This is a genomic window from Streptomyces sp. NPDC005485 (assembly GCF_040606085.1).
Classification (GTDB): Bacteria; Actinomycetota; Actinomycetes; order Streptomycetales; family Streptomycetaceae; genus Streptomyces.
This window is the reverse complement of record NZ_JBEXDZ010000068.1, coordinates 30,482-44,735: the sequence shown is the minus strand read 5'-3', so window position 1 is coordinate 44,735 and position 14,254 is coordinate 30,482. Positions and strand designations below refer to the sequence as shown.

14 protein-coding genes are annotated in these 14,254 nt (G+C 73.4%); 7 read left to right on the top strand and 7 right to left on the bottom strand.

Going from position 1 to position 14,254, the window contains the following annotated elements; all coding sequences use genetic code 11:
* Positions 1-34: 34 nt before the first annotated feature.
* The 7 genes from ABZS97_RS23055 (at position 35) to lgt (ending at position 5,927) form a co-directional block, all read left to right on the top strand.
* Positions 35-514: a DUF2752 domain-containing protein gene (locus ABZS97_RS23055; protein WP_356140193.1), complete on the top strand. Its 480-nt coding sequence runs from the start codon at positions 35-37 to the stop codon at positions 512-514.
* 120 nt (positions 515-634) lie between these two features.
* Complete coding sequence (trpC, locus tag ABZS97_RS23050) at positions 635-1,444, top strand: indole-3-glycerol phosphate synthase TrpC (RefSeq protein WP_356140192.1); 810 nt, start codon at positions 635-637, stop codon at positions 1,442-1,444.
* 22 nt (positions 1,445-1,466) lie between these two features.
* Complete coding sequence (locus tag ABZS97_RS23045) at positions 1,467-1,715, top strand: tryptophan synthase subunit(beta) (protein WP_356140191.1); 249 nt, start codon at positions 1,467-1,469, stop codon at positions 1,713-1,715.
* Positions 1,716-1,773: 58 nt separating this feature from the next.
* Entirely contained in the window at positions 1,774-3,060 is a 1,287-nt protein-coding gene (gene trpB / locus ABZS97_RS23040; protein WP_356140190.1) for a tryptophan synthase subunit beta, read from the top strand.
* Positions 3,057-3,872, top strand: a complete 816-nt coding sequence (gene trpA, locus ABZS97_RS23035) for a tryptophan synthase subunit alpha (protein ID WP_356140189.1) — start codon at positions 3,057-3,059, stop codon at positions 3,870-3,872. Before trpB ends, trpA begins: the two co-directional genes overlap by 4 nt.
* 118 nt (positions 3,873-3,990) lie before the next feature.
* A complete protein-coding gene (locus ABZS97_RS23030; RefSeq protein ID WP_356140188.1) occupies positions 3,991-4,767 on the top strand; it encodes a thioredoxin domain-containing protein in 777 nt (258 codons plus the stop codon).
* A gap of 119 nt (positions 4,768-4,886) precedes the next feature.
* Positions 4,887-5,927: a prolipoprotein diacylglyceryl transferase gene (lgt, locus tag ABZS97_RS23025; protein ID WP_356140187.1), complete on the top strand. Its 1,041-nt coding sequence runs from the start codon at positions 4,887-4,889 to the stop codon at positions 5,925-5,927.
* A 64-nt stretch (positions 5,928-5,991) separates the two neighbouring features.
* On the opposite strand, the gene ABZS97_RS23020 is transcribed toward lgt, so the two are convergent.
* The 7 genes from ABZS97_RS23020 to ABZS97_RS22990 all read right to left on the bottom strand — a co-directional run bounded on the left by ABZS97_RS23020 (position 5,992) and on the right by ABZS97_RS22990 (position 14,078).
* On the bottom strand, positions 5,992-6,846 hold the full coding sequence (locus ABZS97_RS23020) for a CoA ester lyase (RefSeq protein WP_356140186.1): 855 nt from the start codon (positions 6,844-6,846) through the stop codon (positions 5,992-5,994).
* Positions 6,847-6,979: 133 nt separating this feature from the next.
* Positions 6,980-8,209, bottom strand: a complete 1,230-nt coding sequence (locus ABZS97_RS23015; protein WP_356140185.1) for a CoA transferase — start codon at positions 8,207-8,209, stop codon at positions 6,980-6,982.
* Positions 8,206-9,129 (bottom strand): ribokinase, encoded by a 924-nt coding sequence (gene rbsK / locus ABZS97_RS23010; protein ID WP_356140184.1) that lies wholly within the window; start codon positions 9,127-9,129, stop codon positions 8,206-8,208. Before rbsK ends, ABZS97_RS23015 begins: the two co-directional genes overlap by 4 nt.
* Positions 9,126-10,493, bottom strand: a complete 1,368-nt coding sequence (locus tag ABZS97_RS23005) for an ADP-ribosylglycohydrolase family protein (protein WP_356140183.1) — start codon at positions 10,491-10,493, stop codon at positions 9,126-9,128. Before ABZS97_RS23005 ends, rbsK begins: the two co-directional genes overlap by 4 nt.
* Positions 10,481-11,638 carry an ADP-ribosylglycohydrolase family protein gene (locus ABZS97_RS23000; RefSeq protein WP_356140182.1) on the bottom strand — a complete coding sequence of 386 codons (1,158 nt, stop codon included), beginning with the start codon at positions 11,636-11,638 and terminating at the stop codon, positions 10,481-10,483. Before ABZS97_RS23000 ends, ABZS97_RS23005 begins: the two co-directional genes overlap by 13 nt.
* An 8-nt stretch (positions 11,639-11,646) precedes the next feature.
* Entirely contained in the window at positions 11,647-12,966 is a 1,320-nt protein-coding gene (locus ABZS97_RS22995; RefSeq protein WP_356140181.1) for an ADP-ribosylglycohydrolase family protein, read from the bottom strand.
* Positions 12,963-14,078 carry an ADP-ribosylglycohydrolase family protein gene (locus ABZS97_RS22990; protein ID WP_356140180.1) on the bottom strand — a complete coding sequence of 372 codons (1,116 nt, stop codon included), beginning with the start codon at positions 14,076-14,078 and terminating at the stop codon, positions 12,963-12,965. Before ABZS97_RS22990 ends, ABZS97_RS22995 begins: the two co-directional genes overlap by 4 nt.
* Between the last annotated feature and the right edge of the window lie 176 nt (positions 14,079-14,254).

Sequence of the window (14,254 nt, the reverse complement as noted above, 5' to 3'; positions counted from 1 at the left end):
CCGCGAAGAGCGGCCGCGGCCGCGGAGGGGCAGAATGCGTGAGGTGAACGCCGAAACCCGGAGGGTGACCCAGCGGCCGCGCACGGGCGCGGGCACCCGCACGGGCCCGGAGGCCGCCGCCGTGCTGCGACGGCTCGCCGTCCCCGCCGGTGTGCTCGCCGCCGTCGTCGGCGCCTTCGCGTACGTCGGGGCCGTCGACCCCAACCAGCCCGGCCACTACCCTGTCTGCCCGCTGCTGCGGTACACGGGCCTGTACTGCCCCGGCTGCGGCGGCCTGCGCAGCGCGCACGCCTTCGTGCACGGCGACTTCACGACCGCGCTCACGGACAACGCGGCCGCCGTCTGCGGGTATCTGCTCTTCGCGGTGGTGTGGTCCGTCTGGGTGGTCCGCTCCGCACGCGGACGACCGCTGCGGCTCGACCTCGGATCGGTCCACCTCTGGGCGGTCGGCGCGTTGCTGCTGGTCTTCACCGTTGTCCGGAACCTGCCGTTCGGTGGCCGGCTGCATCCTTGATCAAATGACAAATGTCCAGGTAGTGGGACCGGCGTCAACCGGATGTGAGGCCTAGCCCTTCCTCCGGATACCATCGCAGTGACCGTTCAACCGTCCACCGTCAGGAAGGGGGCCGCTCGCGTGAGTGTGCTCGACGAGATCATCGACGGCGTCCGTGCCGACCTCGCGGAACGGCAGGCGCGCGTCAGCCTCGACGAGCTCAAGGAGCGCGCGGCGAAGGCTCCGGCGGCCAAGGACGGCCTCGCCGCCCTGCGCGGTGACAGCGTCAAGGTCATCTGCGAGGTCAAGCGCTCCAGCCCCTCCAAGGGCGCGCTCGCCGCGATCGCCGACCCGGCCGCGCTCGCCGCGGACTACGAAGCGGGCGGCGCGGCCGTCATCTCCGTACTGACCGAGCAGCGGCGCTTCGGCGGCTCGCTGGCCGACCTCGAGGCCGTCCGGGCCCGGGTCGACATCCCGGTCCTGCGCAAGGACTTCATCGTCACGTCCTACCAGCTGTGGGAGGCCCGTGCGTACGGCGCCGACCTCGCGCTGCTGATCGTGGCCGCCCTCGACCAGGCCGCCCTGGAATCCCTCGTCGAGCGGGCGGTGTCCATCGGACTCACCCCGCTGGTCGAGGTGCACGACGAGGACGAGGTCGAGCGGGCGGTGGACGCGGGCGCCAAGGTCATCGGCATCAACGCGCGCAACCTGAAGGACCTCAAGGTCGACCGCACCACGTTCGAGCGGGTCGCCCCCGAGATCCCGTCCGGCATCGTCAAGATCGCCGAGTCCGGTGTCCGGGGACCGCACGACCTGATCGCGTACGCCAACGCCGGCGCCGACGCGGTCCTGGTGGGCGAGTCCCTCGTCACCGGCCGCGACCCGAGGACCGCGGTCTCCGACCTGGTCGCCGCGGGCGCACACCCCGCGCTGCGGCACGGTCGCGGCTGACGCCCGGCTAGGCTTGGCCCCGATGAAGCCCACGACCACCATGACGCCCACGGACCGGTACGCCCGCCTCGCGCGCGGCTGCCGTCCCCGCGGCTGCCGCGCGCCCGCACGCCGGGTCCACGGCCGCCGCGTGCGGTACGTCATCGGGGACGAGCCGGGCCAGGTGAACGGCATGCGATGGCAGCGCCCCGTGAGGGGCGCGGGGCTCTATTTGATGTGCGGCTACCGCCGCGCGGGCGCGATCAGGCGCGTCCGTCCTTCGGTCGTCTGACGAGCCCCGCCCCCACGGCGATTCGGTTGTCAAAAACAACTCACCGTGAGGTTTCCGCATGCCCAGCGAGTTCTTCATTCCCGACCCCGACGGTCAAATCCCCAGCGCCGAGGGCTACTTCGGCGCGTTCGGCGGCAAGTTCATCCCGGAGGCGCTGGTCGCCGCCGTGGACGAGGTCGCCGTCGAGTACGACAAGGCGAAGCACGACCCCGAGTTCGCCCGTGAGCTGGACGACCTGCTCGTCCACTACACAGGCCGCCCCAGCTCCCTCACCGAGGTCCCGCGGTTCGCCGAACACGCCGGGGGCGCCCGGATGTTCCTCAAGCGCGAGGACCTCAACCACACCGGCTCGCACAAGATCAACAATGTGCTGGGCCAGGCGCTGCTCACCAAGCGGATGGGCAAGACCCGCGTCATCGCGGAGACCGGCGCCGGTCAGCACGGCGTCGCCACCGCCACCGCGTGCGCGCTCTTCGGGCTCGAGTGCACCATCTACATGGGCGAGATCGACACCCAGCGCCAAGCGCTCAACGTCGCCCGGATGCGCATGCTCGGCGCCGAGGTCATCGCCGTGAAGTCCGGCTCCCGCACGCTCAAGGACGCGATCAACGAGGCGTTCCGCGACTGGGTCGCCAACGTCGACCGCACCCACTACCTGTTCGGGACCGTGGCCGGGCCGCACCCCTTCCCGGCCATGGTGCGCGACTTCCACCGGGTGATCGGCGTCGAGGCCCGGCGGCAGATCCTGGAGCGCGCCGGACGGCTCCCCGACGCGGCCGTGGCCTGCGTCGGCGGCGGCTCCAACGCCATCGGCCTCTTCCACGCCTTCATCCCGGACACCGGCGTACGCCTCATCGGCTGCGAGCCCGCCGGGCACGGCATCGAGACCGGCGAGCACGCGGCCACGCTGACGGCCGGCGAGCCCGGCATCCTGCACGGCTCGCGGTCCTACGTCCTCCAGGACGAGGAGGGCCAGATCACCGAGCCGTACTCGATCTCGGCCGGTCTGGACTACCCGGGCATCGGCCCCGAGCACTCCTACCTCAAGGACAGCGGCCGCGGCGAGTACCGCGCGGTCACCGACGACGCGGCCATGCAGGCCCTTCGCCTGCTGTCGCGCACCGAGGGCATCATCCCGGCGATCGAGAGCGCGCACGCGCTCGCCGGGGCCCTGGAGGTCGGCAGGGAGCTGGGCAAGGACGGGCTGATCATCGTCAACCTGTCCGGCCGCGGCGACAAGGACATGGACACGGCCGCCCGCTACTTCGGCCTCTACGACACGGACGCCTCCGTGGCCGCGGACGCCGACAGCGACATCGCCGAGATCGAGGGGGACGCCAAGTGAGCGGCAACATCCAGCTGTTGAGCGACACCCTGGCCGGCGCGAAGGCCGAGGGCCGCTCCGCTCTCATCGCCTACCTCCCGGCCGGGTTCCCGACCGTGGACGGCGGCATCGAGGCGATCAAGGCCGTCTTCGACGGCGGCGCGGACGTCGTGGAGGTGGGCCTGCCGCACAGCGACCCCGTCCTCGACGGACCCGTCATCCAGACCGCCGACGACATCGCGCTGCGGGGCGGCGTCAAGATCGCCGACGTCATGCGGACCGTCAAGGAGGCGTACGAGGCGACCGGGAAGCCGGTGCTCGTGATGACGTACTGGAACCCCATCGACCGCTACGGCGTCGAGCGCTTCACCGCCGAGCTGGCCGAGGCGGGCGGCGCGGGCTGCATCCTGCCCGACCTGCCGGTGCAGGAGTCGGCGCTGTGGAGGGAGCACGCCGAGAAGCACGGCCTCGCGACCGTCTTCGTCGTCGCCCCCAGCAGCAAGGACGCCCGGCTCGCCGACATCACCGCGGCGGGCAGCGGCTTCGTGTACGCGGCCTCGCTGATGGGTGTCACGGGCACCCGGGCGTCGGTGGGCGCGCAGGCCCAGGACCTGGTGCGGCGCACCAAGGCAACCACGGACCTGCCGGTCTGCGTCGGCCTCGGCGTCTCCGACGCCGCCCAGGCCGCCGAGGTCGCCGGCTTCGCCGACGGTGTGATCGTCGGCTCCGCCTTCGTGAAGCGGATGCTGGACGCCGCCGACGAGCAGGCGGGCCTGGACGCCGTACGGGAGCTCGCGGGCGACCTGGCGAAGGGTGTGCGCGGCACGGCTTAGCACGCACGGCGTTCGGGCGAGCGTGTGTGCCCATGTGGGCATGTCGTACGAATAGCTCGAACGGGTGGACCTGGGACCGGGGAGGCGCGCTGCGCCTCCCCGGTTCGTTCTGCCGGATGTGAGCGAGAAGAACCGTGAGGGAAAGCGCACCGCCCGCGAGAAGCTGGCGGTCGAGCGAGAGAAGCAGAAGGCCGCGGAGAAGCGCCGCCGTGCCGTGATCGTGGGCGCCTCGGTGGTGTGCGTCCTGGGGCTCGCGGCGGTGGTCGGAGTCCTTGCGGCGAACTCCGGCAAGGACTCCAAGAGTGACTCCGCGGGTCCAGCCGTGGCGCCCTCCGGGGCTACGGGCAAGGACGGCCTCGCGATCCCCGTCGGCAAGGACGCCGCCAAGTCGACGCTCACCGTGTGGGAGGACTTCCGCTGCCCGGCCTGCCTGGACTTCGAGACCAGGTATCGCCCGACGATCCACGAACTGGTCGCCGCGGGACAGCTGAAGGTCGAGTACCACCTGGTCACCCTCATCGACTCGGCCCGGGGCGGCAGTGGCTCGCTGCGCGCCGCCAACGCCGCGGCCTGCGCGCAGGGCGCCGGGAAGTTCACCGCGTACCACGACGTCCTGTACGACAACCAGCCCAACGAGACGCAGGACGACTTCTCCAGCAACAACAAGCTCATCGACCTGTCGGGCAAGGTCGACGGCCTGGACACGCCGGCCTTCCAGAAGTGCGTCAAGAACGGCACGCACGACAGCTGGGTCCAGAAGTCGTACGCCGCCTTCCAGAACAGCGGCTTCACCGGCACCCCGACCGTGCTGCTGGGCAGCAGGAACATCTACGCCGACCAGACGATGACACCGGCGAAGCTGAAGCAGATGGTGGAGGCGGAGAACAAGGGCTGAGCCCCGCACCGGCCCCGGCGCGCCCGGCCGCCTCGCGGGTCGGGGGCGTCGCACGTTATGGACCCGTTGCCGGGCTGCTTGCCGTGGGTGGTGCCCGGCACGGTAGCGTCGACCCTGCCATGGAACTTGCCTACATCCCCAGCCCGTCGCACGGTGTGCTGCATCTCGGCCCCATTCCGCTGCGCGGCTACGCGTTCTGCATCATCATCGGCGTCTTCGTAGCCGTCTGGCTCGGCAACAAGCGCTGGATCGCCCGAGGCGGGCGGCCCGGCACGGTGGCCGACATCGCGGTCTGGGCCGTGCCGTTCGGCCTGGTCGGCGGCCGGCTCTACCACGTGATCACGGACTACGAGCTGTACTTCAGCGAGGGCCGTGACTGGGTCGACGCCTTCAAGATCTGGCAGGGCGGCCTCGGCATCTGGGGCGCGATCGCGCTCGGTGCGGTGGGCGCCTGGATCGGCTGCCGCCGCCGGGGCATTCCGCTGCCGGCCTGGGCCGACGCCCTCGCCCCCGGCATCGTCTTCGCGCAGGCGATCGGCCGCTGGGGCAACTGGTTCAACCAGGAGCTGTACGGCAAGGCCACGGACGTTCCGTGGGCCCTGAAGATCACGTCCTCGACGGACGGCCGCGTCCCGGGCACGTACCACCCGACGTTCCTGTACGAGTCGCTGTGGTGCGTCGGTGTCGGTTTCCTCGTCATCTGGGCCGACCGCCGGTTCAAGCTCGGCCACGGGCGGGCGTTCGCGCTGTACGTCGCCGCGTACTGCGTGGGCCGCGGCTGGATCGAGTACATGCGCGTCGACGACGCCCACCACATCCTGGGCCTGCGTCTCAACGACTGGACCGCGATGGTGGTCTTCGTCCTCGCGGTGGTCTACATGGTGCTGTCGGCGCGGCTGCGGCCGGGGCGCGAGGAGATCGTCGAGCCGGGCGCTGCCGACGAGGGTGAGGCAGCCGGTGAGGCCGACGCCGGTGACACGGCCGCCGACGGTGAGGCCGAAGCCGACGCCAAGGCCGATGCCGATGCCGACGCCGACGTCGATCTCGCCAAGAAGGCGGACGCCGAGCCTGCGGAAGCCGCCGAGCCCGCGGAGCCTGCCGAGTCCGCTGAGTCCGGCGAGTCCATGAAGGACGAGGCCGAGTCGGCCAAGAAGAGCTGAGCTTCGCTCGTACGTCGAAGGGGGCGCCGGATCATGGATCCGGCGCCCCCTTCGTGTGCTGCGCTCAGCCCGAGCGGCGGGCCAGCGCCAGCGTGCGGTGGGCGTCTGCCACGACCGCCGCGTCGATGAACCGGCCGTCGGGCAGGGCCTGGGCGCCAGGGTGGGCCGCGGCGGCCTTCGCGATGGTTTCGGCGGAGGTGATCTCGTCCGGGGTGGGGAGATAGGCCCGCTCGATGACGGGGAGTTGGCGGGGGTGGATGGCGGCCCGGCCGAGGAAGCCCAGGGCGCGGCCGTGGGCGCAGGAGGCGGCGAGGCCGTCGAGGTCGCGGGTGTCGGGGTGGACGGACTGCGCGGGCGGGGCCAGGCCCGCGGCCCGTGCGGCCACGACGACGCGGGCACGGGCCCAGTCCAGGCCGGTGTCGTCGCGTACCCCCAGGTCCGCCCGGAGGTCGGCCTCGCCGAGGGCGATGCCGTGCAGCGCCGGGTGGGCGGAGGCGATGGCGAAGGCCTGCTCCACGCCGAGGGCCGTCTCCACGAGGGCGTACAGGGGAAGCGCGCCGCCTCCGGAGGGAGCGGCGCGCTCCGCGACCCGTACGACATCCGAGGGCGAGGTCACCTTCGGTAGCCGCAGCCCCGACAGGCCGGGCAGCGAGGAGAGGGCCCTGAGGTCGTCCTCGGCGGCGGGACTGCCGAGGGCGTTGATCCGCACATGCACCGGGACGGTCGGCGGCTCGGTGAGCAGCTCGGCGGTGGCCGCACGGGCGTACCCCCTGCGTTCGGGGGCGACCGCGTCCTCCAGGTCGACGAGAACGACGTCGGCCCCGGCGACCAGGGCCTTCGCCACGACCTCGGGGCGGTCGCCGGGGACGTACAGCCAGGTGAGGGGGAAGGAGGCGGGGAGCGCGTGGGGGGTGGTCACAGGGCTCCTGCCGGTCTTGGAGGGCTGGGGTCGGTGGTGGGTGGGGCGGGGGCTTTCGCTGCGGGGCTGCGGTGGTGGTCGAGGGTGTTCGGCCGGGTGCCGGGGAGCGGCGGGGGGAGCGTGTGCGGGGTGGTCACAGGGCTCCCTCCGTTCTCAGGGTGTTGATCTCGGTGGGGGTCAGGCCCAGTTCGGTGAGGACTGTGGTCGTGTCGGCGCCGTGCGGCCGGCCCGCCCAGCGGATCGCGCCGGGGGTGGCGGAGAGCCGGAAGAGGATGTTCTGCATGCGCAGCGGGCCCAGTTCGGGGTCCTCGACGGTGGTGATGGTGTCCAGGGCGGCGTACTGCGGGTCGGTCATCACATCCCGTACGTCCTGGATCGGGGCCACCGCTGCCTCCGCCTTCTCGAAGGCCTCGACGACCTCCGCGCGGGTACGGGCGGCGATCCACGCCCCGACCGCCTCGTCGAGGACGTCCGCGTGGTGGGCGCGGTCGGCGCCCGTCGCGAACCACGGCTGCTCGATCAGGTCGGGGCGGCCGACCAGCCGCATCACGCGTTCCGCGACCGACTGCGCCGAGGTGGACACGGCGACCCATGAACCGTCCGCCGTGCGGTAGGTGTTGCGGGGCGCGTTGTTCGCGGAGCGGTTGCCGGTGCGGGGCTGGACGTGGCCCAACTGGTCGTACCAGAGCGGCTGCGGGCCGAGGACCGTGAGGATCGGCTCGATGATCGCCATGTCGATCACCTGGCCCTGACCGGTCGTGTCGCGGGCCCGGAGCGCGGCCATCACCGCGTACGCCGTCGCCAGGCCCGCGATCGAGTCGGCGAGCCCGAAGGGCGGCAGGGTCGGCGGCGCGTCCGGTTCGCCGGTGATGGCCGCGAAGCCGCTCATCGCCTCCGCGAGCGTGCCGAAGCCGGGACGGCGCGCGTACGGGCCGAACTGGCCGAAGCCGGTGACCCGGGCGAGCACCAGCCGGGGGTTCGCGGCCGACAGCTCCTCCCAGCCGAGGTCCCACTTCTCCAGCGTGCCGGGGCGGAAGTTCTCGATGATCACGTCGGCGGTCGCGGCGAGGCGCAGCAGGGTCGCTCGGCCGCCGGGCCGGGACAGGTCGAGCGTGATCGTGCGCTTGTTGCGGCCCAGCAGCTTCCACCAGAGGCCGACGCCGTCCTTGGAAGGGCCGTGTCCCCGGGACGGGTCGGGGCGGCCCGGATGCTCGACCTTGATCACTTCGGCGCCGAAGTCGCCGAGCATGGTGGCGGCGAGCGGTCCGGCGAACAGCGTCGCGAGGTCGAGGACGCGCAGGCCGCTGAGCGGGCCGAACTCCGTGTGCGATCCCGCGGGTCGGGCCCCTGCCCGGGCGCTCATGAGGTGTGCTGCTGCGGCTGTCGCGTCTGCTGCGACGCCTGGGTGTCGATCTCGGGGCGGTACGGCATCGAGGACGACGCCCCGAGCCGCTGCACCGAGAGCGAGGCCGCCGCCGACGCCCACGCCAGGGCCTCCCGGACCGGCCTGCCTTCCGCGAGTGCCACGGCCAGGGCTCCGACGAAGGTGTCGCCCGCGCCGGTCGAGTCCACGGCGGCCACCCGGGGCGCGGGCACGGCGAACGGCTCGGTGCCCCGGGCCGCGTACAGGCTGCCGGCCGCGCCCAGCGTGATCACCGCCTCCGGCACCAGGTCGAGGAGCGCGCTGGCCGCCTGCTGGGGGTCGGTGACCCCGGCGAGGGTGGCGGCCTCCAGCTCGTTGGCCACCAACAGGTCCGTGACGGCGAGGAGTTCGGCAGGCAGCGGCTGGGCGGGGGAGGGGGTGAGGACGGTGCGGACCCCGTGACGGCGCGCGGCCTCGGCGCCCACCCGAACGCCGACGAGCGGGATCTCCAGCTGGAGGAGGAGCGCGTCGGCGCCGGCGATGAGACTCTCGTCGCCGGGGGCGAGGTGGTCGACGGTGCCGTTCGCGCCGGGGATGACCACGATCGCGTTGCCGCCCTCGTCGTCCACGACGATGTGCGCGGTGCCGGACGGGCCCTCGATGGTGCGCAGATGGTCGGTGTCCACGCCCGAGTGCTCCAGGGTGGCGCGGAGTTGGCTGCCGAACGCGTCGGCGCCCACCGCGCCGATCATCGAGACGTCGGCGCCCGAACGGGCCGCGGCGATCGCCTGGTTGGCGCCCTTGCCTCCCGGGACCGTACGGAACTCCCGCCCCGTCACCGTCTCTCCGCGCTGCGGGGCCTTGGCGACGTACGCGACGAGGTCCATGTTCGTGCTGCCGAGCACGGCGATCTGGGTCAACGCATCTCCCGGTGGGTGAGGTGGGCGAGGGTGTCGAAGCCGGTGCCGTAGAAGTCGGCGACGGAGGTGGCGAGGCGGTTCTTGAGGGGGGTCGTCCAGCGGTCGGGCAGGGCGGCGGGGTCACCGGCCAGCAGGCCCGCGATGCTTCCCGCCGTCGCGCCGTTGGAGTCGGTGTCCAGGCCCCCGGACACCGCACGGCAGACGGACCCGGTGAAGTCGCCGTCCGCGTGGGTGAGGGCGGCGGCGATCAGGGCGGTGTTGGGGATGGCGTGGACCCAGTGGTACGCGCGGTGAGTGGCGTGCAGTTCGTCCACCACGGCGTCGAAGTCCTCGTGTCTCAGGGCGACTTGGACGGCATGGCGGACCGCCTGGGCAAGGCGGGAGTCGGGCGGGACGACGGTGAGGCCGGTGCGCAGGCAGTGGTGGACGTCGTGGCGTCCGGCGGCGGCCTCGGCGATGGTGGCCGCCGTGAACATCGCGGCGTAGACGCCGTTGGCGGTGTGGGTGAGGGCGGCGTCGCGGTAGGCCTGCTCGGCGGCGCCGGCCGGGTCGCCGGGGTTCGTCCAGCCGTGCACGTCCGCGCGGATCAGCGCGCCGATCCATTCGCGGAACGGGTTGCGCAGGCGGGCCGTGTGCGGGGGCTCGATGCCGGAGAGGAGGTTGCGGTAGGCGATGCGTTCGGCGGTGAACGTACGGCCCGCGGGGAGTTCGTCCAGCCAGAGGCGGGCCACGTCCGCCGTGGTGAAGTCGCGGCCGTACCGCTGGAGCAACAGGACGTTGAGGAGGGGGTAGTTGAGGTCGTCGTCCTCCGGCATGCCGTCGATGTTCTCGGCGAGGGAGGTGGTCGCGGAGCGGCGGTTCCACGGATAGGCGGTGGTCAGTTCCGGGGGGAGGCCCTTCGCGGTGAACCAGGTGTGCAGGGGCCAGTTGCCGGTGGCGCGGGCGAGTCGGCGGATGCCTTCCAGGGGCAGCTTCTCCACCGGTTTGCCCAGGAGGCACCCAGCTGCTCTGCCCAGCCAGGCTGCTTCCAGGCGGAGGAGGGATGCGTTCGCCGGGAGACGCGCGGGGGCGGCGGGCGGCGCGGGCCAGTTCGGGCAGTGCGCCTTGATCCGGGCGGCGCTCGTCGGCTCCTGATCGGTCAACTTGCCGGGCAGGTCCGCCAGTTCGTCGAGGAGGTCCTCTGCAAGGACCCGGAGGTAGGGAGACGCCGGAGCCGGTGAGGCGCCCGCGGTCAGGGGGGCCTCCGGGCCGCCCGCCGCGCGCCAGCGGGCGGCGATCGCCGACGGCTCGCGGCCGTCCTGTGCCGCCTGGCGGAGTTCATGGCCGAGGAGGTCCTCGGGCTGCACCCAGGTCAGTCGGAGCATCTCGCGCCTCCGAGCTGGGCGAACGCCGACTCGTGGGCGCGGCGGCGGCTCAGGTCGCGGGCGAAGATCTCGGCTGCCACCCGCGTGAGCGTCACCGCCGGGGCGTGCAGATCGAGGCGGCTCGCCTCGCCGACCGTCTTGGCCCAGTCGCGCGGGACCTCCGAACCGAGCGCGCCGGCGAGGGCGCCCGCCATGGTGGCGATGGAGTCGCAGTCGCGGCCGTAGTTGACCGAGCCGAGGACGGCGTGCCGGTAGTCGCCGCCGGAGACCACCAGCATGCCCAGCGCGATGGGGAGTTCCTCGATCGACCGGATACGGGAGGGCCGGCGGGCGTCCAGCGAGGGCGTGCGGTAGTCGGGGCCCACCGTGTCGTAGGCAGCGACGGCCTCGCGCAGCGGGCGCAGTGCCGACTCGAAGTCCTTGTAGCGGGCGGCGACTTCGCAGACCGTCTCGATCGCGGCACGCGTGCCGTCCTTCGCGAGGGCCAGGCATGCCGCGACCACCGAGTCCGGGTCCGCGTCCGGCGCGCAGGCCGCCGCCACCCCCGCCGCGAAGACGGCGGCGGCCTCCCTGCCGTACGAGGACTGGTGCGCGCCCGCGACGTCCAGCGCCTCGGCGTACGCGCCCGCCGGGTTCGCCGCGTTGACCAGGCCGACCGGGGCCATGTACATCGCGGCACCGCAGTTGACGATGTTGCCGACCCCTGCCTCCCGGGGGTCCGTGTGGCCGTAGTGGAGGCGCGCCACCAGCCACTTCTCGGCGAGGAAGATCCGCTGGAGGGGGAGCGCGTCGGCCTCCAGTTCGGGGATCCAGCGCGGGGTCGTCATCAGGTCGGGGACGAGGTGCTCGGCGACCGCGTACGCGTCGAGGTGGTCGCGTACGGCGCCGTAGACCCGTACCAGTGCATGGGTCATCAAGGTGTCGTCGGTGACGTGCCCGTCGCCCTTGTGGTACGGGGCGATGGGGCGGGCGGTGCGCCAGGTGTCGCCGTTCCAGGGGCCGACGACGCCGTGCACGCGGCCGCCGTGGCGCTCGACGATCTGCTCGGGGGTGTAGCCCTCGACGGGACCGCCGAGCGCGTCGCCGACGGCGGCTCCGACGAGGGCGTGGTCGATCCGCTCATCAAGGGGTGTTGTGGGCGTCATGTCCCGAATCATCCTCCTGGTGTGCCCCGTTCCTCTGATTCCAGGAGCTCGGCGAGTTCCACCAGGTCCGTGCCCGTCAGGCGGGGCAGGGCGCAGCCCGAGAGGGTGCGGCAGGCGTCGCGCCAGGACGCGGGGAGTGCTGCGCCGCCGCCCAGTGCGCCGGTCAGGGCGCCCGCGAGGGCGGGGGCGGAGTCGGCGACGCGGGACAGACAGGCGGCGGCAGGCACCGCCTCGGCGATCCGGCCGCGGGAGGCGAGGGCGAGGGCCAGGGCGACGGGGACGGTCTCGGCGGCGGCGATGCCGTAGCTGTAGACGTGGTCGACGATCTGGTGCTCCAGGAGCGGGACGAGGCCGAAGGCGCTGTCGGCGCCGTGTGCGAGTGCGACCGCGTGCCGGGCGTTGCGGCCGATCTCCGTCGCCTCGGGCAGCTCGGCGAGCGCGGCCGTCACACAGGCGTCGACGTCGGCGCCGGCGAGGGCCTGTGCGAGCGCCGCGGCCATGGCACGGGCGCCGTGCACGCCGTCGCCGTCCTGGGTGTAGCGGGCGTCGAACTCGGCGAGTTCCGCGGCGCGTCGGGGGTCGCCCCGGTGGGCCACGGCGAGCACGCAGGCCCGTACGCAGGCGGCGTCGTCGAAGTAGTGGGGGTTGTCGTGGCCGGTGGCGGGCGGACGCAGCCCGGCGGCGAGGTTGCCGAGTCCGGCCCGTACGGAGATCCGGGCGCGCAGCGGCAGCAGCATCGACTCGGCCTCGGCGGCGCGGTCGGCGGCCGCGGCGACCTCGGCGGCGACGGCGTTCCACGACAGGTCGATGGCCGCCCTCATCCGGCGCTCCCGGCTCAGGTCCTCCAGTGCGCTCCCGTCCGCGGCCCGCAGTACGGCCTCGGCCGCGAACGCCGCCCACTCCGCGTCGTCCGACGGCCCGAGCCGCAGCGGCTCCGGCGGCTGGTTCAGCGCGATGGGCACGGGCAGTGTGGTGGTCGCGTTCTGCTCGGCGAACGTGTCCAGCTCCCGTGTCAGCCGCCGCGTCCACTCGGGCATCCGCGCGGCACGGTGCCTTGCGGCCGGCCACCCGGCGGCGTCGCCCGCGGCGAGGCCGAGCAGGAGGCCCTCGATACGGCGGGGGTGGGGGCGTCGCGTTCCGGCCTCGGCTGCGCCTTCGGCCCGGCTGTTCCCACCCGCACCACCTGTGCGGCTTTCGTCGTCGGGTGCGGGTGGCCCCTGCGGGGCGTCCTCGCCGTCGGCGGCCGCGGGTCCGCCGCCCTCCGTGTGCGGCTCCGCCGCCGACGCGGCGCCCTCGCCGGGCTCGTCTGCCACCAGCCCGGGTCTCACGCCTCCACCTCGTCCTCGTCGGCGGCCAGTACGAACGCGTCCGGATCCCGTACGAGCCCGACCCCGACCCCGGCCCCGGCCCCGTCCCGCACCCGCACCCCCGTCCCCCACTTCCCGTCCTCGCCCGGAGTCAGCAACTCGGCGATGTCCAGGACGTGGTGGCCCCGCATGGAGGGGAGGCAGCTGCCGCGGGCCGGGCCGATCGCCGCGGCCCAGGCGGCGGGGATCGACGAGGCGCCCTGTGTCGCGCCGGCCAGCGCGCCCGCGACGGCTGCCGTGGTGTCGGCGTCGCGGCCCATGTTGACGGCGGTGAGCACGGATTCCGTGAAGTCGCCGTCGGCGGCGGCGTACGCGCCGAAGGCCAGGGCCACCGCTTCGGGGGCGAGGTCGGTCCAGGGGTAGCCGCCGATGACGACCGCCGAGCGGACCGCGCGTTCGCCGCGGTGGGCCACGGCGACGGCGCGGCGCAGCGAGCGGGCCGTCCAGGAGTCGTCCGGGATGACGGCGAGCGCGGAGGCGACCACCGCGATGGTGGGGGCGCCCGCCATCGCCGCGGCGACGCCCGCCGCGACGGCCTGGCCGCCGTAGATGCCCTCGCCGTCGTGGCTGACCGAGCCGTCGATCGCCACCAGCCGGGCCGCCTCCGCCGGGCGGCCCGCCGCGAAGACCCCGAAGGGGGCCGCGCGCATGGCGAGTCCGTCGCTCCAGGCGTGCCGGTGCTGGGCCGAGATGGGCGCGGCGAGACCCCGGCGGAGGTTCTCCAGCGTGCCCCGCTCGCTGAAGCCCGCCCCGCGGAACGGTCCCTCGTCACGGTCGGCGATCCACTGGTGCCAGGCCGCCTCCACATGGGCGACCGTGAGCGCCGAGCCGTGCCGGGCCAGCAGGAGCCCGGAGAAGATCGCGTACTCGGTGTCGTCGGTGCCGGCCGGGTTGTCGCTGACGTACCCGGTGATGCGGCCCCAGCGGGCGCGGATCTCGGACGGCTTCATGTTCTCCGCGGGCGCGCCCAGCGCGTCCCCGACGGCGAGGCCGAGCAGCGCCCCGTGCGCGCGTTCGCGGAGTCCGGCGCCGCCGGGCGCCGGGGCCGAGGGAATGCAGGCGATGGAAGCCATACGGTGCCTCTCCTTCTCAGGGCACGGACCCCCTTTGCGGATCTGTGCCACCTGAGTGGTTCGGCAGAGCCTCGCGAGCCCCAGCGTCACCCGGACGACATCTGTGCAGCCATGATCACGAATGAGCGTGGGCGGGTAAAAGTGCAGGTTAGCCCAGCCTTTCCTTGCTGGCGGGA

What these genes read in the sequence shown, in the direction of transcription:
- ABZS97_RS23055 (WP_356140193.1), top strand. Translation starts at nt 35, where the DNA reads ATGCGTGAGGTGAACGCCGAAACCCGGAGGGTGACCCAGCGGCCGCGC.
- ABZS97_RS23045 (WP_356140191.1), top strand. Translation starts at nt 1,467, where the DNA reads ATGAAGCCCACGACCACCATGACGCCCACGGACCGGTACGCCCGCCTC.
- trpB (WP_356140190.1), top strand. Translation starts at nt 1,774, where the DNA reads ATGCCCAGCGAGTTCTTCATTCCCGACCCCGACGGTCAAATCCCCAGC.
- lgt (WP_356140187.1), top strand. Translation starts at nt 4,887, where the DNA reads ATGGAACTTGCCTACATCCCCAGCCCGTCGCACGGTGTGCTGCATCTC.
- ABZS97_RS23015 (WP_356140185.1), bottom strand. Translation starts at nt 8,209, where the DNA reads ATGAGCGCCCGGGCAGGGGCCCGACCCGCGGGATCGCACACGGAGTTC.
- ABZS97_RS23005 (WP_356140183.1), bottom strand. Translation starts at nt 10,493, where the DNA reads ATGCTCCGACTGACCTGGGTGCAGCCCGAGGACCTCCTCGGCCATGAA.
- ABZS97_RS23000 (WP_356140182.1), bottom strand. Translation starts at nt 11,638, where the DNA reads ATGACGCCCACAACACCCCTTGATGAGCGGATCGACCACGCCCTCGTC.
- ABZS97_RS22990 (WP_356140180.1), bottom strand. Translation starts at nt 14,078, where the DNA reads ATGGCTTCCATCGCCTGCATTCCCTCGGCCCCGGCGCCCGGCGGCGCC.